The 19,191-nt window shown below is 73.3% G+C and carries 14 protein-coding genes; 6 read left to right on the plus strand and 8 right to left on the minus strand.

Translation table 11 applies throughout. The annotated features are described in order from the left end of the window. Positions 1–20 precede the first annotated feature (20 nt). A complete protein-coding gene (locus WAB15_RS06910) occupies positions 21–1,328 on the plus strand; it encodes a glycoside hydrolase family 27 protein (RefSeq protein ID WP_407285674.1) in 1,308 nt (435 codons plus the stop codon). Positions 1,329–1,361: 33 nt separating this feature from the next. On the opposite strand, the gene WAB15_RS06915 is transcribed toward WAB15_RS06910, so the two are convergent. From WAB15_RS06915 to WAB15_RS06940, 6 genes are all read right to left on the minus strand, one after another. Then, positions 1,362–3,338: a protein kinase domain-containing protein gene (locus WAB15_RS06915; RefSeq protein WP_407285675.1), complete on the minus strand. Its 1,977-nt coding sequence runs from the start codon at positions 3,336–3,338 to the stop codon at positions 1,362–1,364. 33 nt (positions 3,339–3,371) lie between these two features. Beyond that, the gene (locus WAB15_RS06920) at positions 3,372–4,289 is read right to left on the minus strand and encodes an oxygenase MpaB family protein (protein WP_399149039.1); all 918 of its coding nucleotides are present in this window, start codon (positions 4,287–4,289) and stop codon (positions 3,372–3,374) included. A gap of 55 nt (positions 4,290–4,344) precedes the next feature. Next, on the minus strand, positions 4,345–5,544 hold the full coding sequence (locus WAB15_RS06925) for an acyl-CoA dehydrogenase family protein (protein ID WP_407285676.1): 1,200 nt from the start codon (positions 5,542–5,544) through the stop codon (positions 4,345–4,347). A gap of 251 nt (positions 5,545–5,795) precedes the next feature. Beyond that, positions 5,796–6,233: an SH3 domain-containing protein gene (locus WAB15_RS06930; protein ID WP_399149041.1), complete on the minus strand. Its 438-nt coding sequence runs from the start codon at positions 6,231–6,233 to the stop codon at positions 5,796–5,798. Positions 6,234–6,355: 122 nt separating this feature from the next. Further along, complete coding sequence (locus tag WAB15_RS06935; protein ID WP_399149042.1) at positions 6,356–7,120, minus strand: VOC family protein; 765 nt, start codon at positions 7,118–7,120, stop codon at positions 6,356–6,358. A 151-nt stretch (positions 7,121–7,271) separates the two neighbouring features. Then, positions 7,272–8,438: an FAD-dependent oxidoreductase gene (locus WAB15_RS06940; protein ID WP_407285677.1), complete on the minus strand. Its 1,167-nt coding sequence runs from the start codon at positions 8,436–8,438 to the stop codon at positions 7,272–7,274. 215 nt (positions 8,439–8,653) lie between these two features. On the opposite strand from WAB15_RS06940, the gene WAB15_RS06945 reads away from it, so the two are divergent. The 4 genes from WAB15_RS06945 (at position 8,654) to WAB15_RS06960 (ending at position 14,974) form a co-directional block, all read left to right on the plus strand. Further along, positions 8,654–12,859 carry a molybdopterin-dependent oxidoreductase gene (locus WAB15_RS06945; RefSeq protein ID WP_407285678.1) on the plus strand — a complete coding sequence of 1,402 codons (4,206 nt, stop codon included), beginning with the start codon at positions 8,654–8,656 and terminating at the stop codon, positions 12,857–12,859. 86 nt (positions 12,860–12,945) lie between these two features. Continuing rightward, positions 12,946–13,170: a hypothetical protein gene (locus tag WAB15_RS06950; protein ID WP_407285679.1), complete on the plus strand. Its 225-nt coding sequence runs from the start codon at positions 12,946–12,948 to the stop codon at positions 13,168–13,170. Positions 13,171–13,395: 225 nt separating this feature from the next. Then, positions 13,396–13,791, plus strand: a complete 396-nt coding sequence (locus WAB15_RS06955; protein WP_399149046.1) for a hypothetical protein — start codon at positions 13,396–13,398, stop codon at positions 13,789–13,791. A gap of 214 nt (positions 13,792–14,005) precedes the next feature. Continuing rightward, positions 14,006–14,974 (plus strand): Ku protein, encoded by a 969-nt coding sequence (locus WAB15_RS06960; RefSeq protein WP_399149143.1) that lies wholly within the window; start codon positions 14,006–14,008, stop codon positions 14,972–14,974. A gap of 18 nt (positions 14,975–14,992) precedes the next feature. Here the strand turns inward: WAB15_RS06960 and WAB15_RS06965 are convergent, their stop codons facing one another. Together WAB15_RS06965 and WAB15_RS06970 are read right to left on the minus strand one after the other, a co-directional pair. After that, positions 14,993–16,525 carry an alpha/beta hydrolase gene (locus WAB15_RS06965; protein WP_399149047.1) on the minus strand — a complete coding sequence of 511 codons (1,533 nt, stop codon included), beginning with the start codon at positions 16,523–16,525 and terminating at the stop codon, positions 14,993–14,995. A gap of 123 nt (positions 16,526–16,648) precedes the next feature. After that, the gene (locus WAB15_RS06970; protein WP_407285680.1) at positions 16,649–16,942 is read right to left on the minus strand and encodes a plasmid stabilization protein; all 294 of its coding nucleotides are present in this window, start codon (positions 16,940–16,942) and stop codon (positions 16,649–16,651) included. Positions 16,943–17,009: 67 nt separating this feature from the next. Here WAB15_RS06970 and WAB15_RS06975 point away from each other — a divergent pair, with 67 nt between their 5' ends. Beyond that, positions 17,010–19,139 carry a SpoIIE family protein phosphatase gene (locus WAB15_RS06975; protein WP_407285681.1) on the plus strand — a complete coding sequence of 710 codons (2,130 nt, stop codon included), beginning with the start codon at positions 17,010–17,012 and terminating at the stop codon, positions 19,137–19,139. The last annotated feature ends 52 nt before the right edge of the window (positions 19,140–19,191 follow it).

The raw sequence follows: 19,191 nt of genomic DNA on the forward strand, positions 1-19,191 counted from the left end.
GCTCCCCCATGAGGTGACCCGTGTCCCGCCCCTCGGTACCCCGCACCGGCCCCCGCCTCGCCGGGCTGACGGCCGTCGTCGCCTGCTCGGCCGGGCTGCTCGCGGCCCCCGCGCCCGCCACCGCACACGCCGACCCGGCCCGCGCACCCGGCGCGCCGCACCCCGCGGTGCCGTATCCGCATCTGGCCCCGACGCCCCCCATGGGCTGGAACAACTGGTCCTACTACACCTGCGGCATCAGCGAGCAGGTGGTCCTGGACAATGCCCGGGCGCTGGTCCGTACGGGGCTGGCGGCCAAGGGCTACGACACCGTCACGGTCGACGACTGCTGGATGAGCCGGCAGCGCGGCCCCAAGGGCGAGCTGGTGGCGGACCCGGCGAAGTTCCCGCACGGCATGGCGTACGTCGGGCAGCAGCTGCACCGGATGGGCCTGAAGTTCGGCATCTACGAGGACGTCGGCACGCTCACCTGCGAGAAGTATCCGGGCAGCCTCGGCCGCTTCCCCCAGGACGCGCAGCTGTTCGCGCAGTGGAAGGTGGACTACGTCAAGGCGGACGGCTGCAATGTGCCCACCGTCCCGGGGCACAGCAAGGAGCAGACCTACCGCGATCTGTACGGGCAGATGAGTGACGCGCTGCGGGCAACCGGGCGGCCGATGACCTTCTCGGTGTCCGCGCCGGCGTACTTCCAGTTCGACGGCGCCGCCGTCTGGCACCGGGTCATCGGCTGGTCGTCCGAGCTGGGCAATCTGTGGCGCAGCGGCCGCGATGTGGCGCTGCAGAAGAGCTCACCGGACACGAAGTGGTCCTCCATCGTCTACAACTTCCGCTACAACGCGGAGCTGGCGGACCTCCAGCGGCCCGGACGCTGGAACGACCCGGACCTCCTGCTGGCCGGCGACTCGGGGCTGACGCGGCAGGAGATGCAGAGCCAGATGTCGCTGTGGGCGGTGATGGCGGCACCGCTGATCTCCAGTACGGACCTGGGGAAGCTGTCGCCGGCGGCGCGGGCGGTGCTCGGGAACGAGGAGGTCATCGCCGTCGACCAGGATCCGCTCGGGGTCCAGGGCCACATCGTGCAGCAGGGCACGGACTTCGCGGTGCTGAGCCGGCCGCTGAAGAACGGCGACCATGCGATCGCCCTGTTCAACTCGGGTGGGACCGCGCGCACGCTGTCCGTCACGGCCGGCGCGGCCGGGCTGCCGAAGAGCTCCTCCTATCTGCTGCACGATCTGGTCACCGGCCACCGGGCGCACAGCGACGGCGATATCGCGGCGCCGAAGGTTCCGGCGCACGGCACGGTGCTCTATCGGGTCACCCCGAGCTGAGCCGCGCGCCGGCTCCCGGGCCCGCGGGCCCCGCTACCGTTCGCGTCGGGCACGCTGCCGGCGCAAGGAGGCGACCCGGCGGTGGAGGGCGGCCGCCTCGTCCGCGCGGCCCAGCTGCTCCAGGCACTGGGCCAGGTCGCTCTGGCTGGTCAGGGCGTCGGGGTGGGCGGCGCCCAGGACCCGTTCGCGGGCGTCGGCCACCTGGCGGTAGCCGTCCAGCGCGTCGTTCCAGCGGCCGAGCCAGCCGAGGGCCACGGCGGTCTCCCGCCGGCTGACCAGGGTGTCGGGGTGGTCGGGGCCGAGGACCCGTTCGCGTGCCGCGGCCACCTCACGGGCCTCGACCAGTGCCTCCTGCCAGCGGCCCAGCTGTCCGAGGTTGACGCCCAGGCCGTGCCGGGCGCGCAGGGTGTCGGGGCCGTCGGCACCCTGGGTACGGGTGCGGGCCGCGATCAGGTCGCGGTAGAGCGCCAGGGCCTCCGCGCTGCGGCCGAGCCGGCCGAGGCCGATGCCGACCTCGTAGCGGGCGGCGAGGGTGTCGGGGTGGTCGGGGCCCAGTGCCGCCGCGCGTGCCGCCGCGACCTGCTGGTAGATCTGCAGCGCCGCCGCCCAGTTGCCCAGCTTGCCGAGTACGTGGGCGAGTTCGCAGCGGGTGGTGAGGGTGTCGGGGTGGCGGGCGCCGAGGACCCGGGCACGGGCCTCGGCCACCTCGCGGGTCATCGCCAGGCAGTCCTCAAGCCGGCCCAGCCGGCCGAGGTTGCGGGCGAGGTGGTGACGGCAGCCGAGGGTGTCGGGGTGGTCGGGGCCCAGGGCGCGCTGCTGGTCGGCCAGCACCTCGGCGTAGCACTGGTGGGCGTCGAAGTAGCGGCCCCGGCGGCTCAGCGCATGGGCGGACTCCAGGCGGCCGGTGAGGGCGGCGCGGCGGTCGTCGGGTGGTGCGGGGCTGGCGAGCGGGACGGCCGGGGAGGCGTCGCCGCCTCGCGGGTCGCCGCCGCCCGTCCAGGTGTCGGTGAGGACCGTGGTGGCCGGGTCGGCCGTGGGGCGGGGCGGGCGGCGGGCGGCGCCGGCCGGGGAGCCGAGGGTCATACCGCGGGTCCAGGACGGCAGCCGCGGGGTGGCGGCGGTGTCGTCCGGGTCGGCCGGGGCGCGGCGCGCGGGGTGGCGATGGCGGGCGTCGGCGAGGCGTTTGGCCAGGTCGTCGGCGTCGCGTGGCCGGTCGTCGGGGTCCTTGGCGAGCAGTTCGAGCATGATCCGCTCGTAGGGCTCGGGCAGGTCGGGGCGGAGCGTGCGGGGCGGGGCGGGGGCGGTGTCGCGATGTCCGACGAGCACCGCCCAGGCGTCGCCCAGGTCGAACGGGGGGACGCCGGTGGCCAGCTCGTAGAGGACACAGCCCAGGGAGTACAGGTCGCTGCGGTGGTCTATGGCGTGCGCGCCGATCTGCTCGGGCGACATGTAGTGCGGGCTGCCCATGGCGATGCCGGTGCCGGTGAGGCGGGCGGTGAAGCCGATGTCGTGGCCGAGGCGGGCGATGCCGAAGTCGCAGATCTTGACCGTGCCGTCGGTGGTGCGGACGATGTTCGCCGGTTTCAGATCACGGTGCACGACGGCCTGTTCGTGGGTGTAGGCGAGGGCGGCGGTGACCTGCTCGGCGATCTCGACGACGTCCCTGACGGGCAGCGGCTGGCGCCGGTTGTCGTCCAGCAGCTGGCTGAGGTTACGGCCGTTGAGCAGCTCCATGACGATGAAGAGGGTGCCCGCGTCCTCGCCGAAATCGTGGACGACGGTGATGCCGCGGTGCTGGAGGGCGGCCGCGACCCGGGCTTCGCGCCGGAAGCGTTCGCGCAGCACCTGGAGGAACGACGGTTCGTGCCGGGGCCCCAGGGGCTTGAGGCACTTGACGGCGACCTGGCGGCCCAGTGATTCGTCGCGGGCCCGCCAGACCTCGCCCATGCCGCCGCGGCCGATGGTGTCGAGCAGCCGGTAGCGCCCCTGAACCAGTCTGTTCTCCGCCATCCCGTATCGCCGCCCCCGTCCCCAGTGCCGCGGTCAGCCGCGCAGTTCCCCCTGCATCCCGTCGTGCCCGTCCAGTATGGCGGCGGAACGGCGGAGCTTGTAGGGCGCTGGGCGGGTGTCGGGGCCGAGTCGCTCGACGGCGCGCAGGACGTGCCGGGGCGGCAGCCGCCAGCGGACGGTGGGCGGAACGGCGCGCAGGAGGCGGCCGGTGGCGCGCAGGCGGCGGGTGACGGCGGCCGGCGGGGGCGCGGGGCGCCGGTAGAGGTCGTGTGCGTACGCCGGGAGCGCGCCGTAGGCCAGGTGCGCGACCCGCTGCCAGAGCAGCGCGCGGGCCGGGACGAGGGCGGCGGGGGCCGGGGGCCGGCGCAGGAACGCGTCGACCTGGCGGGCCTCGGGGGTCAGCGCCAGTTCGGGCCGTACGCCGTCGAAGTAGGCGGCGAGGGCGTCCCGGTCGCCGGGCACCGCGTCCGGTTCGAGGCCGACCAGACGGGCGCTTGCGCGCTGTTCGGCGAGGTAGCGGTCGGCCTGGGCGTCGCTGACCGGGTAGCCGGAGCGGCGCAGTACGTGCAGGTAGGAGTCCACCTCCGCGCAGTGCACCCACAGCAGCAGGGCCGGCTCGTCGATGCCGTAGCGCTCGCCGGTGTCCGGGTCGGTGGCGGTCAGCCGGCGGTGGATGCCGCGGACCGCGGCGCCGGCCCGCTCGGCGGCTTCCGTGGTGCCGTAGGTGAGGGTGCCGACGAAGTCGGCGGTCCGCATCAGCCGGCCCCAGGCGTCGCGCCGGCCCCTGGCGTCCATGTGGAACGCGGCGGAGTTCTGCATGACGCCGCGGACGGCGCGCGGGTGCAGCGCCTGGAGGTACAGCGCGCGCACGCCCGCGATCCACATCATCGGGTCGGCGTGCAGCTGCCAGGTCACCGAGCGGGGCCCGAAGAGCCCGGGGTCGCCTGCCATGAAGCCCCTTCTCCCGTCTTGGGGTCCCCCCGCGCCCTTACGGCGTGGGGGCCGGTCAGCGCCGTACGCGGGGCATCCCGAGGCCGATCCACGAGATGATCTCGCGCTGGATCTCGTTGTTGCCGCCGCCGAAGGTGAAGATGACGGCGGAGCGGTAGCCGCGCTCCAGTTCGCCGTGGAGCACGGCGCCGGCCGAGCCCTCCTTCAGCGGGCCGGCCGAGCCGACGACCTCCATCAGCCAGGCGTAGGCGTCCCGCCGGGCCTCGGAGCCGTAGACCTTGACCGCGGAGGCGTCCTGCGGGGTGAGTGTGCCCTGCTGGAGCGCGTCGACCATCCGCCAGTTCAGCAGCTTCATGGCGTCCAGTCTGGTGTGGGTGCGGGCCAGCCGTCCACGGACCCAGCCCAGGTCGATGACCCGGCGGCCGTCGGCGAGCTTGGTGTCGGCGGCCCAGCGCTGGACGTTGTGCAGGGCGCGGATGGCCATGGTGCCGTGGGCGGCGAGGGTGACCCGCTCGTGGTTGAGCTGGTTGGTGATGATCCGCCAGCCCTTGTTCTCCTGGCCGACGCGGCGACCGGCCGGGACCGTGATGTTCTCGTAGTAGCTGGCGGTCGTGTCGTGCGAGGCGAGGGTGTTGATCACGGTGCAGGAGTAGCCCGGGTCGCTGGTGGGGACCAGGAGCATGGTGATGCCCTTGTGGGGCGGGGCGGCAGGATCATCGAAGGCAGTCCGCACCGCGAGCCACACCCAGTCGGCGGTGTCGCCGTTGGTCGTCCAGATCTTCTGGCCGTTGACGACGTAGGTGCCGGTCTCCTCGTCGCCCTCGCGTACCGCGCGGGTCTTGAGGGCGGCCAGGTCGGTGCCGGCGTCGGGTTCGCTGTAGCCGATCGCGAAGTCGATCTCGCCGGACAGGATCCGGGGCAGGAAGTAGGCCTTCTGCTCCTCGGTGCCGAACCGCATGATCGTCGGGCCGACGGTGTTCAGCGCCATCAGCGGCAGCGGTACGCCCGCCTGTGCGGCCTCGTCGAAGAAGATGAACTGCTCCATCGGGGTCATCCCGCGGCCGCCGTACTCCTTGGGCCAGCCGACGCCGAGCCAGCCGTCGAGGCCCAGACGGCGCACGGTCTCGCGGTAGAAGCGCTTCTGGGCGGTGGGGTCGGCGTACCGTGCGTAGGCGTTGTCCGGCACCAGTTGGGCGAAGTAGGTGCGCAGTTCGGCGCGCAACTGCTGCTGCTCGGGGGTGTATTCGAGGTGCACGGCCCCTCCAGTTCGTCCGGTCCCGTCGTCCGGTACGGCGGCGCCGCCGTTCTGACGGTGCGTCGGATGCCGGATTCGAGGGCACAGTAGAACTTGTTCCAGTAATACGGAAGGGTGCCGGAGTGCGATCGGGCCGGTGCGGCCGCCGGGCCGGGGGCCGGGCGGATGCCGGTGCGGGGCCGGGTGCCCGCACGCACGAAGGCCCGGTACGGCACCTGTGGGGTGCCGTACCGGGCCTCGCCCGGGCACCATCAGCCCATGGCGTGCTTGGCCGGGTTGTCGAAGCCGGAGTGCATCCGACCGTGCTGCACGTCCTTGCAGTACTTGACCTTGCCGGTGTTGGTCACGTACTTCGCCGAGACCCAGGACGCCCGCTCGTCGCGAGTGAGGTACCAGACGCTGTTGCCGCCGACGCTCTGGGTGCGCACCTTGCACACCAGGCCGACCTGCGCGCGGTGCCGGAGGAAGCCCCGCACGGAGGAGTCCGTGCTGGGGTACTGGCGCGCGCTCAGGCCCATCTTCGTGGTGACGATGCCGTACGGCTTCGCGGTACTGACGGGCCCGGGCGTCGCCGCCTGGGCCGACGCCGCGGTGGACAGCGTCGCGCCCATGGCGACGGCCGCGGCCAGTACGCCCGCGCCGGCGGCGAGCCTTCTGCCTCGGGCCACGAGGAGTTCGGTCGTGGACATAGGGGGTTCTCCTGTTCTTGACGCGCAATGGCACCCATTGGCGCAAACGGGACATTACGCGCAAGAAACCCATTGAATGTGGTGAAACGACGAACAAGCCGCCGATCGTGTGATACGGGAAGTCAGCCCTCGGTGCCGGCGCGGTAGATACCGAAGGAGGCCCCTTGCGGATCGCGGACCACGGCGATCCGCGGCCCGTCGGGGACATCCGTGGGAGGCACCAGCAGCATGCCGCCGGACTCGGTGGCGCGGGCGGCCGTCTCGTCGACGTCGGCGACCGCGAAGTACGGCAGCCAGTGCGCCCGGACGTCGTCCGGGTAGAACTCGTCCAGCGCGCTCATCCCGCCGAAGTCGGCGCCGTCGACGCCCCACTGCGGATAGTCCTCGTGGGTGCCCACGGTCCAGCCGAAGACCCCCGTGTAGAAGACCTTGGCGGCCGCCTCGTCACGGGTGGCCAGCTCGACCCAGCCCAGCGAGCCCGGCGCGCTGAGCACCGCGGCGCCCGCGAAGGACCGGGCCTGCCACACCTCGAAGACGGCTCCCTCCGGGTCGGCCAGCACCGCGAAGCGGCCCAGGTCGAAGACGTCGCTCGGCGCCCTGACCTGCCGTCCGCCGGCACGGGTGACGGCCGCGGCCAGCGCGTCGGCGTCGCGCGTCGCGAACGACACGGTCCAGGCGGTCGGCTGGCCGGGGGCGGACAGCGGCGACAGCGCGGCGACCGGGGCGGCGCCCAGGTAGAGCACCGTGTAGCCGCCCGCCTCGTGGCGTGGGTCGGTCTCGGCGCGCCAGCCGAAGACCTGGTGGTAGTACACCTTGGCGGCGTCGACGTCCGAGGTACCCAACTCCACCCAGCACGGCGCGCCGGGTGTGGGCTCAGTGATCTTCACGGTGTGTTTCCGTCCCTCCGCGCCGCCGCGGGGCGTGCCGCCGTCGCGCCCGTGCGCGGCCGGCCGCCGCCCGTACGCTGCCGATCGTCCGACGGACGCATGGGGCCCGCAACCGGAGGGCGGGCGGCTCGGACCCGCCGGTCGGGGGCGGTCAGGGCCCCGTTTGCCCCTGCCCGGCCATCCGGCGCAGCTGACGCAGGGACCCCTGCGGGGCGTCGGGGGCGAGGGCGTTGGCCAGTGCGCGGGCGGCCAGCTCGGCGGCCCGTGCCGAGCGGGGCAGCATGGCCGCCTCATAGGCGCACAGCGCCTCGTCGGGGTCGTCGTGGCGGGCGACGAGGGCCTCGGCGAGTTCGCAGCCGTCGAGCATGGCGAGGTTGGCGCCCATGCCGGAGAACGGCGTCATCAGATGCGCGGCGTCGCCGAGCAGCGTCAGACCTCGGGTGTGGATCCAGGTGTGCGGCACCGGCAGCGCGAACAGCGGGCGGTTGGCGAACCCGCCGTCGTTCTCCCGCAGCAGCGCCAGCAGCCGGTCGTCCCACCCCGCGAAGGTGTCGAGGAGCACGGCGCGCACCGCCTCGGTGTCCGCCATCACCAGCCCGGCCCGCAGCGCCCAGTCCTGGGATCCCCGGAAGGCGGCGTAGCCGCGGATATGGGCATGACTGTTGCGCTGGGCGATCAGCGCCTTGTCGGCGTGGGCCGCCATCATGCTGCCGTCGCCGACCAGGCGGGCGATGCCGGGGTGGCGGGCGTCGGCGTCGTCGAGGCCGAACTCGACGAAGGTGACGCCGGAGTAGTGCGGGGTGGCGTCGGAGAGCAGCGGGCGCACCCGGGACCAGGCGCCGTCGGCGCCGATGACCACGTCGAAGGTCTCGGTGCGGCCGTTGTCGAACTCCGCCTTGTGGCGCCCGTCGCCGAGCGGATGGACGGTGCGCAGGTAGTGGCCCCAGCGGACCGTGCCGGGTGTGAGGGAGTCCAGCAGCAGACGCCGCAGTCGGCCGCGGTCGATCTCGGGGCGGTCGGCCTCGTCGATGGCGGGGGTGTGCTCGAAGAGCAGGGTGGCGGTGTGGTCGAGCAGCCGCATCTGCTGCCCCTCTGGGCGGGCCAGGGCACTGAACTCCTCGTACAGCCCGGCCGCGCGCAAGGCCTTTTGACCGGTCGTCAGCTGCAGGTCCAGCGTGCCGCCTTGCGGGCGGGCGTCGGCGGACGCTTCATGATCGTAGACGGTGACCGGTACGCCGTGCCGCTGCAGGACGCGGGCGCAGGTCAGGCCGCCGGGGCCGGCGCCGATGACCGCGATGCGGGGAGGGGTGGGTGTCATGCCATCCAGAAAAGCACAGCCGATTGAAAAGTGCAACGGCTACACTTTTATAGTCGTGCAACCCAGGGGCGTACGGCGGCTACCCGCCGCATCTCACGGAGGGCCGTGCGGGACTGTGTGGTGTCCGTAAACACCATTGATCGCTTCATGTGACACCCGGTTAACGGGCGACTCGTACGGTCGGAACCGGCAACCGACCACGAAGGGGACCGTCCGTGACCGCACCGGAACCGCTGACAGAGCACCTGACGCAGGTGCGGACGGCGTGCTCGTACTGCGGTGTCGGCTGCGGGATCGTCCTGGACGTGGCGACGGACCGCGACGGGCGTCGTACGGTCCGTAAGGCGTCCGGCGACAAGGCGCACCCCACGAACGCGGGCCGGCTGTGCACCAAGGGCGCGACCAGCGCGGAGCTGCTCGCCGCGCCGGGGCGGCTGTCGACCGCCCTGGTGCGCGCGGACCGCGGCGACGCGCCGGTGCCCGGTGCGATGGACACCGTGATCAAGGAGACCGCCGCCCGGCTGCGGTCGATCGTCGACGAGCACGGCCCGGACGCCCTCGCCCTGTACGTCTCCGGTCAGATGACGCTGGAGGCCCAGTACCTGGCGAACAAGCTCGCCAAGGGCTTCGTGCGCACCCGGAACATCGAGTCCAACTCGCGACTGTGCATGGCGAGCGCGGGCAGCGGCTACAAGCTGTCGCTGGGCGCGGACGGCCCGCCCGGCTCGTACCAGGACTTCGAGCACGCCGAGGTGTTCCTCGTCATCGGCTCCAACATGGCCGACTGCCATCCGATCCTCTTCCTGCGGATGATGGAGCGGGTCAAGGCGGGCGCCAAGCTGATCGTGGTCGATCCGCGGCGCACCGCCACCGCGGCGAAGGCCGACCTGTTCCTGCAGATCGCGCCGGGCACGGATCTGGCCCTGCTCAACGGGCTGCTGCGGCTGCTGGTCGACGGCGGCGCCGTCGACGAGGAGTTCATCGCCGAGTACACCGACGGCTGGGAGGCGATACCGGAGTTCCTCCGGGACTACGGGCCCGAGGCGGTCGCGGAGATCACCGGGATACCGGAGCCGGACCTGCGTCGGGCCGCCGAGTGGATCGGCGCGGCGGGCGCCTGGATGAGCTGCTGGACGATGGGGCTGAACCAGAGCACGCACGGCACCTGGAACACCAACGCGCTGATCAATCTGCATCTGGCGACCGGCGCGATCTGCCGCCCGGGGGCCGGTCCGTTCTCCCTCACCGGCCAGCCCAACGCGATGGGCGGCCGCGAGATGGGCTACATGGGGCCGGGGCTGCCCGGGCAGCGCTCGGCGCTGGTGCCCGAGGACCGTGCCTTCGTCGAGGAGCTGTGGGGTCTGCCGCCGGGGACGCTGCGGGCGGACGCGGGCAAGGGGACCGTCGAGATGTTCCGGGGGATGGCGGACGGGGACATCAAGGCGTGCTGGATCATCTGCACCAACCCCGTCGCCTCGGTCGCCAACCGCCGGACGGTCATCGAGGGGCTGGAGGCCGCGGAGTTCGTCGTGGCGCAGGACGTCTTCACCGAGACCGAGACCAACGCGTACGCCGATGTGGTGCTGCCGGCCGCCATGTGGGGCGAGTCCGAGGGCGTCATGGTCAACTCGGAGCGCAATCTGACGCTGGTGCGGCAGGCGGCCGATCCCCCCGGCGAGGCCTGGCCGGACTGGCGGATCATCGCGCGGATCGCCTGCGAGATGGGGTACGAGGACGCCTTCGGCTATGAGAGCGCGGAGGAGATATTCGAGGAGATCAAGCGCGCCTGGAACCCGCAGACGGGGTACGACCTGCGCGGGGTGTCCTACGAGCGTTTGCGGCGCACCCCGGTGCAGTGGCCCAGCGCGTCGGCGGACGGGCCCGACCGCAACCCGGTGCGCTACCTCAACGACGGTGTGAGCCAGCGGCCGGCCCTGCGGCCGGACGGCTCCCGGCCCCGGTTGTCCTTCCCCACCCCCAGTGGCCGTGCCGTGTTCTTCGCCCGGCCGCATCTGCCCGCGGCGGAGATGCCCGACGACGACTTCCCCTACGTGCTCAACACCGGCCGGCTGCAGCACCAGTGGCACACCCTGACCAAGACCGGCAAGGTCGCCAAGCTGAGCAAGCTCAACCCGGGGCCGTTCGTGGAGATCCATCCGCGGGACGCGGAGGCGCTGGGCGTCGCGGAGGGCGATGCGGTGGAGGTGGCCTCGCGGCGCGGGCGGGCGGTGCTGCCGGCCGTGGTGACCGACCGGGTGCGGCCCGGGAACTGTTTCGCGCCGTTCCACTGGAACGACCTGTTCGGCGAGTACCTCAGCGTCAACGCGGTGACCAACGACGCGGTCGATCCGGTCTCCTTCCAGCCGGAGTTCAAGGTGTGCGCGGTCTCGCTGGCCCGGGTCGCGGGAGAGCGGGGACCGGCGGGGAGCGTGGCCGGGGCGCGCACGGAGGACGTGCCCGGGCCCGGTGCGGAGCCCGGCGGCGGGACGGAAGCTGCGGTGGCGCTGCTGTCGGAGGTGTTCCGGCTCCCCGATCCCGCGCCGCCGGTGCTGGCCGCGCACGAGCGCCGCTATCTGTCCGGTTTCCTCGCCGGGCTGCGTTCGGGGAACGCCTCGGGGACGCCCGTGCTGCCCGCGCAGGCGCCGTTCGGCCCGGAGACCGCACTGTGGGTGAACGGCGTGCTGGCCGGGATGTTCTCGCGGGTCGAGGACGGGCGACCGGCGATGGACGGCGCGGTGGGCGCGCCCACCGCGCCCACCGACGCCGCGCCGGCCCGTACGGTCATCGTGCTGTGGGCCTCGCAGACCGGCAACGCGCAGGAGGTCGCCGCCGACACGGCCCGGCGGCTGAAGGGCAGCGGGCGGGACGCGACGCTGCTGAGCATGGCCGAGAGCGCCCCGGCGACCCTGCCGCGCTCCGCCGATCTGCTCATCGTCACCAGCACCTTCGGTGACGGCGACGCACCCGACAACGGCTCGGGGTTCTGGGAGACGCTCAACGCGCCGGACTCTCCCCGGCTGGAGGGTGTGCGCTACTCCGTCCTGGCGCTGGGCGACTCCTCCTACGACGACTTCTGCGGCCACGGACGCCGGCTCGACGCGCGCCTGGCCGAGCTGGGCGCGGTGCGGCTGGTGCCGCGCACGGACTGCGAACCGGACTACGAGGAGCCGGCGGAGCAGTGGGTCGAGCGGGTGCTCGGAGCCCTGGCGGGCGGGGCGGATTCGGGGGACGCCGGTGGCGCCGGGGAGGCGGCGGCGCTCGCGCCGGCCGCCGCGCCGCCGGCTCCCGCCCGCGCCGCCAAGCCCGCGCCGAGCCTCGCCCGGCTCGTCGGCAATCAGCTGCTGAGCCGTCCCGGGGCCACCAAGGAGGTGCGCCGGTTCACCTTCGACACCCGCGACGCCGAGGGCGGGCCGCTGGACTACGCGGTGGGCGACGCGCTGGAGGTGCAGCCGACCAACTGTCCCGAGCTGGTGGCGGAGTGGCTGGAGCGCACCGGTCTCGACCCGGCCGCCACCGTCGAGGTCGCGGGCCTGGGCGCGGTGTCGTTCGGCGAGGCGCTGCTGCGCCATCTGGACATCGCGCGGATCTCCCCGAGCCTGCTGCGGCTGGCCGCCGAACGCACCGGCGACCGGCTGTTGAAGAAGCTGCTGCGGCCCGACAACAAGGGCGAGTTCGCGCAGTGGGCGTGGAGCCGGCAGGCCGTCGACGTGCTCGCCGAACACCCGGTCGGGGCCGATGCCGCGGAATGGGCCGCCGTCCTGCCGCGGCTGCGGCCTCGGCTGTACTCCATATCGTCGAGCCCGCTGACCGACCCCGGCCTGATCGATCTGACGGTCTCCGTCGTGCGCTACGAGAACCGCCACGGCCGCCCGCGCAAGGGCGTGGCCTCCACCTTCCTCGCCGACGCCGAGCCCGGCAGCCCGGTGCCGGTGGTCGTCCGGTCCGCCCCGCACTTCCGGCCGCCGGCCGACCCGGCCACCCCGATGATCATGGTGGGGCCCGGCACCGGCGTCGCGCCCTTCGTCGGCTTCCTCAACGAGCGGCGCGCCCGCGGCCACCGCGCCCCCAACTGGCTGTTCTTCGGTGAGCAGCGCCGCGCCACGGACTTCTACTACGAGGACGACCTCGACGGGCTGCGCGAGGAGGGGCTGCTCACCCGGCTGGACACGGCCTTCTCCCGCGACCAGCGCGCCAAGGTCTATGTGCAGGACCGGATGCGTGAGCACGGCGCCCACCTGTGGTCCTGGTTGCAGGACGGTGCCCACTTCTATGTGTGCGGCGACGCGTCGCGGATGGCCAAGGACGTCGACCGCGCCCTGCGCGAGATCGCCGTGGCGCACGGGGGCCTGACGCAGGACGCGGCCGCCGGCTACGTCAAACAGCTCGCGGCCGACAAGCGCTACGTCCGCGACGTGTACTGACCGGGGCGGTCGGGGACCGAGCGGGCAATCACCAACGGGCCGACCACCGGCATCGGTCGCACGATGGAGAGGAAGGAGAGAGCGCTATGACCGCCATGACCACAGCCATCGCCGCCGTCGGCGCCTCGGCCTCCGGCGCCACGGCCACCGAACCGGCGCCCGACGGGCCCGGCCCCGCGCCTCGCCGGCCGGAGCCGGTGCCGCGCGACCCGGTCCCCGCCGACCCGGACCCGGACGAACCGGGCCCGCAACCCGAGGGACCGCCGGGTGCGGAGCCGGAGGAGACCCCCTCCCCCGAGCCGCCCGACTGAAGCGGGCCGGTACCGGGCACCGCAGGCCGGGCCGCACCGCCGCGCCTTGAGTGCCTGTCAACCGCCGGTGCTCCTGCGCGTCGGCGGTACGGCGCGCCCGCGCGCCGCCCCGCGGCGCGGGTCCCTGACATGCGGACGACCGGTGCCTGTGGAAACGTGGAATTCAGGGCATGACCACCGGCGGGTCCGTGCCGGCGGCCGGGTTTCTCAAGTGAGGAGTGGACCATGGCCCGTCAGAAGCAAAACGTCGGCGGCTGGACGGCATTCGCCGCCGTACTGATGATCTTCGGTGGCGCGATGGCCTTCCTGGAGGGCATCTCCGCGATCGCCAGGGACAACGTCTTCGTCACGACGCGGAACTACGTGTTCTCGTTCAACCTCACAGGCTGGGGCTGGATCCATCTCATCCTGGGTCTGATCATCCTCCTGGCGGGCGTCGCGCTGCTGATGAGCGGTGCGATGTGGGCCCGCGTCCTCGGTGTCGTCGTCGCCGGCCTCGGGGCGCTCGCGAACTTCCTGTGGATCCCGTTCTACCCGTTCTGGGCCATCGTGCTGGTCGCGATAGACGTCTTCGTCATCTGGGCGCTGTGCGCCGGAGACCAGCGGCATCAGGTGGCCTAAGGCCGTGGGCCCCGCGGGCCCCGTGTGCCCTCACCTCTCCCCCCTGACCCCGACTCCCGGTCCCCGCCGGACGGACATTTCCGCTCCGCGGGGACCGGGAGTCCGTCCGTACGGCACGCCGGACCCCTCCCGGGACAGGTGATCCATCCCGGGATGTGCGCTTTATCCGCCCCGTTTAGCATGGAGCCGAATGGCACCGATGAAGGCGGCCCCCATGCGCCCCACGGCGAAGTTCTCCATCAGCTTCGGCCTGGTCACGATCCCGGTCGCCGCGTACAACGCCACGGACAGCTCGACGTCGGTCAGCTTCGTGCGCCTGCACACCGCGGACGGCGGCCGGGTGCGCAATCAGCCCGTGTGCTCGCTGGAGGGCGTCGAGATCCCCCCGGACGAGATCGGCCGCGGCTACCGGCCCGGCGACGGCGAGACCGTCGTACCACTGAGCGACGACGATCTGGACGCGCTGCCGCTGCCGACCGCGAAGACGCTGACGATCCTGGCGTTCGTCGCCGGCGGTGACATCGACCCGCTGCAGATGGGCAAGGGCTACTACCTGGGCGTCGACAGCCCCGCCGCGGCCAAGCCCTATGTGCTGCTGCGTGAGGCGATGGAGCGGCACCAGCGCGTCGGGCTCGGCAAGATCGCGCTGCACGGGCGGGAGACGCTGGCCCTGATCCGCCCGCTGGAGGGCGCGCTGGTGATGCAGGTGCTGCTGTGGCCGCACCAGATCCGCCCGATGGACGGGGTGCTGCCCGAGCGGCAGGAGAAGATCGCCGCCAAGGAGGTGGCGGCCGCGGAGGCCCTGATGGACTCCTACGGCGGACTGTCCGAGGACGATGTGCACGACCACTACCGCGAGGCGCTCGACGAGATCGTGGCGGCGAAGCTGGCGCACCGCGAGCCGGCGTTCGAGACCGGCGAGGAGCCGCCCGCGGGCCAGGTGATGGACCTGATGGCGGCCCTGCAGGACAGCGTGCGCGCCGCCAAGCGGTCGCGCGGCGAGGAGGCGGATTCCGGGCCCGCCGCGGCGAAGAAGGCGCCCGCGAAGAAGGCCACCGCGAAAGCCGCCGCCAAGAAGGCCACTACCCGGGCCACCGCCGGGGCCGCCGGCAAGAAGACCGCCGCCAAGAAGCCGCAGGCGGCGAAGAAGACCGGGTCCGGACGCGGCCGGCGGGCCGGTTGAGCCCACCGGCTCCGCGGCTCAGCCGCAGGAGGTGTGGGGCTTGGGCATCCTGCCGTCCAGCAGGAAGTCGTCGACATACCCCTGGACGCAGGCGTCACCGGAGGCGTAGGCGGCGTGCCCCTCGCCGCGGTAGGTCAGCACCATGCTGGAGTTGTCCAGCTCGCGGGCCATGTTGAGGGCGCCCTCGTACGGCGTCGCCGGGTCGTTGGTGGTCGCCACGAGCAGCAGGGGCGGTGCGTCGGGGGCCGCCACCTCGCGGGAGGAGTCGTCGCCCGCGGCGGGCCAGTCGTAGCAGTCGAGCAGGGTCGGGGCGATGTCCGGGCCGAAGAGCGGGGAGGCCCGGGTGAGTTCCCGCTCGGCGCGGGGGTAGTCCGATGCGCCGTAGCGCTCGGAGGTGTCCCGGCAGGAGACCGCCCGCAGGGCCAGCTGGTCCTGCGGCGGCAGCTCGTCCTGCCCGGCCTGCCGCACCGGGACCCGGTGGGCGCCGCCGGCCTCGCTGCCGCCGATGTCGCTCAGCCGGAGGATGCCGGCGCCGTCGCCGCGGCGCAGCTGCGCCAGCGCCTGCCGCAGCGCCGGCCAGTCGCTTCTGCTGTAGAGGGCCTCGCGCAGCGCGTAGACATACGTCGTCTGGTCGACCGGCTTTCCCTTCACCGTCATCGGTCGGTCACTCAACTGCCGGTACCAGTCGAGCAGTTGGTCCTGCGCGCGGGACCCGTCGGTGCCCATCGGGCAGTCCTTGGCCCGGATGCAGTCGGCGGCGAAGTCGTCCAGGGCCCGCTGGAAGCCTTTCGCCTGCCCCAGCGCGGTCTGCCAGGTGTTCTTGGTCGGGTCCTCGACGCTGTCCAGTACCATCCGGCCGACCTTGTCGGGGAACTGGTGGGCGTAGACCGCGCCGAGCTTGCTGCCGTAGGAGAACCCCAGGTAGTTGAGCCTGTCGTCGTGGACCGCGGCGCGCAGTACGTCCATGTCCCGGGCGACGTCGGGGGTGCCGACCCAGGGCAGCATCCCGCCGGAGTAGCGGCCGCAGGCGTCGTTGATGCGCTTCTCCTTCGCCGCCAGGGTGTCCTGGGGGCCCTGGGCGGGGGCGAGCCGGGTACCGCAGGTGACCGGTTCGGTGCGGCCGGTGCCGCGCGGGTCGAAGCTGACGATGTCGTAGCGCTGCCCCAGCCGGGCGAAGGCGCTCCCGTTGTCGATCAGGTAGTCGACGCCGGAGGCGCCCGGCCCGCCGGGGTTGATCACCAGGGAGCCGAGCCGCTCACCGGGGCCGGTGGCGCGCAGCCGGGTCAGCTGGACCCGCAGCGTGGTCCGTGCGGGGTCGGAGTAGTCGCGCGGCACCTCCAGCCGGGCGCACTCCAGGCGCTGCTGATAGCCCGGTGGCTGGGTGGCGTCCTGCCCCGGTGTTCCGCTGCGGATGTCCTGCCCGCAGGGCTCCCAGGAGAGCCGCTGCTGGTAGAAGCGCGCCAGATCCGGGTCATCGACGGCCGTGGCGGCCGGAGTTCCCACGAAGAGGGCGAGCAGCGCCGCCACCGCGGCGACGGCCGGCAGCCGCACCGACGCCCGGCACCGGCGAACACACCGCGCTCCCCCTACTCCCACACGAGACGGTGCACGGCGTGTTCCCGGCATATCTCCGAGCCTAGGTCCGTCGCACCTCTTCCGCACCGCCGGTGGTGATCAGCGGCCGAGGGCACGGCGCAGCTCGCCCTTGTTCCTCGAGGAGCGGCCGTCGATGTGGCGCCGCTTGGCCTCCTCGTACAGCTGGTCCTTGGTCGGGTCCCCGCGCCCGCTGTGGGAGCGTTCGCCGCCGCGCTGCGAGGCGGACTTCGGGTCCTGGGTGGAGACCCTGCTCGACGTCCGGGACTCCCCGGCGCGGGCCCGCTCCTTGTTGACCGTCCGGGCGGCGATCTCCTTGGCGGGGCGGCCGGGTATCCGCGTGCCGCGGCCCGGCGGGCGGCGTAACGTCGGCAATGGCCCCGGAGGGCCGGCGACCCCAGGTGGTCGGGATGTCACAGCGGCAGCGGTGCGAAGGTGCGCGATGAGCGGCGGGACCGGTTGCGGCCCGGTGGACCGGGCCCTGCTCCGGGCGCTGCGGGACACCGGGGCGTCCGCCGCGGGGCTGTATGTGCTGGCCCCCGGCGAGCCGGTGCTGGAACTGACCGTCATGAGCGGCATTCCGGCTCCGTTCCTGGACCCGTGGGGCCGGGTCGCCCTCGCGGCACCGATCCCGGTCGCCGTCGCGGTCCGCGACCGGTGCCTGGTGTGGGCGAACGGCCCCCAGCAGCTGGCCCGTGACTTCCCCCGTACGGCGGTGGCCGTCCCCTACGACTTCTCGCTGGCCGCGGCGCCCATCGGTGAGGGCGACGGCAGCCGGGGCGCTCTGCTGCTGCTGTGGCCCGCCGGGCATCCGCCGGAGCTGTCGGCGGACGAGCGGGCGGTGATCGAGAGCGCCTGCCGGCGTCTGGCGGTCCTGCTGGCCGACGACCCCGTCGCCGGCGACCGGGTGCCGCCCGAGGCGCCGCGCGTACTGTCGCCACCGCCCCCGCGTCCCGTCGGCGCGCAGGAGGCCCTGGCGGCCGTCGACTACCTCGAACGGCTGCCGGGCGGCGCTTGCGCCCTCGACCTGGACGGCCGTATCACCCTCGTGACGACCGGCGCGGTGGAGCTGCTCGGCGAGCCGGCGAGCCGACTTGTCGGGGCGCGCCCCTGGGACGTCCTGCGGTGGCTGCGCGACCCGGTCTTCGAGGACCGCTACCGCGCGGCGGTGATCAGCCGCCGGCCGCTGTCCTTCACCGCCCGCCGCCCTCCGGACCGGTGGCTCACCTTCCGGCTGTTCCCGGACGGGCGGGGCCTGAGCGTGTGGATCACCCCCACGGGCAAGGTGGACGCCCCGCAGGCAGCCGCCGACCTCACGCCGCAGGAGGCGGTGGTGCCGGTACGCGCCGGGCAGATCTACCACGTACTGCACCTGGCCGCCGCGCTCACCGAGGTCGTGGGGGTCCAGGACGTCGTGGGCCTGATCGCCGACCAGATCGTGCCGGCCTTCGGCGCCCAGGGCGTGCTGATCTACTCGGCGGAGGGCGGCCGGCTGCGCACCATCGGTCACCGGGGGTACTCCGCCGAAGCCGTCGCCCACTTCGAAGGCGTCGCCCTGGGCGCCGCCAACAGCCCCGCCGTGCACGCCCTGGCCACCGGGGAGCCCAGTTTCTTCTCCTCCCCCGAGGAGATCGAGAGCCTCTACCCCGGTCTGCCGCAGCTGACGGGCAAGGCGGCCCGGGCGGTGCTGCCGCTGATCGTCTCCGGCCGCCCCGTCGGCTGCTGCATCCTCGGCTACACCCGGCCCCGGATCTTCAGCCGGGAGGAACGCCAGGTCCTGACCTCGCTGGCCGGTCTGATCGCCCAGGCGCTGGACCGCGCCCGGCTGTACGACACCAAGCAGCAACTGGCCCACGACCTGCAGGCGGGGCTGCTGCCGCACGGCCTTCCCGTGGTGCCCGGACTCGCCGTCGCCGCCCGCTATCTGCCGTCGACCCGCGGGATGGACATCGGCGGCGACTTCTACGACCTGATCCGCCTCGACGAGGGCAGCGCCGCCGCGGTGATCGGTGACGTCCAGGGCCACAACGCGGCCGCCGCGGCCCTCATGGGACAGGCCCGTACCGCCGTACACGCCCATGCGACCGCCGGCGCCGCACCGGGCGAGGTGCTGGCCCGTACGAACCGGCTGCTGACCGACCTCGACCCGGACCTGTTCACCAGCTGCCTGTACGTCCACATCAACCTGCGTACCCGGCGGGCGTGTCTGGCCAGCGCCGGCCATCCGCCCCCGGTCCTGCGCCACCCCGACGGGCACACCACGGTGCTGCGGGTGCCCCAGGGGCTGCTGCTGGGCATCGATCCCGCCGCCCGGTACGAGGCCACCGAGGTCGAGCTGCCGCCGGGGTCCGTGCTCGCCCTCTACACCGACGGCCTGGTCGAAACCCCGGGGGTCGACCTGGAGCACTCCGTGGCCGGCCTCGCCCGGCGACTCGACGACGCCCCCTGGCAGGGCCCCGACCGCCTCGCCGACGCCCTCCTCCAGGCCCGCCAGGACGAGGCGGACCGGCAGGACGACATCGCCCTGATGCTGCTGGCGTCAGAGCCGGCCGGGCCGGATGTCCGGTCCTGACGTCCGGTTCTGACGTCCGGTCCGGATGTCTGCTGCTCCCGCTGTCCGAGGG

It is taken from the genome of Streptomyces sirii, from assembly GCF_045690365.1.
In the GTDB taxonomy this organism is placed as follows: Bacteria; Actinomycetota; Actinomycetes; order Streptomycetales; family Streptomycetaceae; genus Streptomyces; species Streptomyces sirii.

Coding starts and splice junctions, on each gene's coding strand:
- WAB15_RS06915 (WP_407285675.1), bottom strand. CDS start 3,338: ATGGCGGAGAACAGACTGGTTCAGGGGCGCTACCGGCTGCTCGACACC.
- WAB15_RS06920 (WP_399149039.1), bottom strand. CDS start 4,289: ATGGCAGGCGACCCCGGGCTCTTCGGGCCCCGCTCGGTGACCTGGCAG.
- WAB15_RS06930 (WP_399149041.1), bottom strand. CDS start 6,233: ATGTCCACGACCGAACTCCTCGTGGCCCGAGGCAGAAGGCTCGCCGCC.
- WAB15_RS06940 (WP_407285677.1), bottom strand. CDS start 8,438: ATGACACCCACCCCTCCCCGCATCGCGGTCATCGGCGCCGGCCCCGGC.
- WAB15_RS06950 (WP_407285679.1), top strand. CDS start 12,946: ATGACCGCCATGACCACAGCCATCGCCGCCGTCGGCGCCTCGGCCTCC.
- WAB15_RS06955 (WP_399149046.1), top strand. CDS start 13,396: ATGGCCCGTCAGAAGCAAAACGTCGGCGGCTGGACGGCATTCGCCGCC.
- WAB15_RS06960 (WP_399149143.1), top strand. CDS start 14,006: ATGCGCCCCACGGCGAAGTTCTCCATCAGCTTCGGCCTGGTCACGATC.
- WAB15_RS06975 (WP_407285681.1), top strand. CDS start 17,010: ATGAGCGGCGGGACCGGTTGCGGCCCGGTGGACCGGGCCCTGCTCCGG.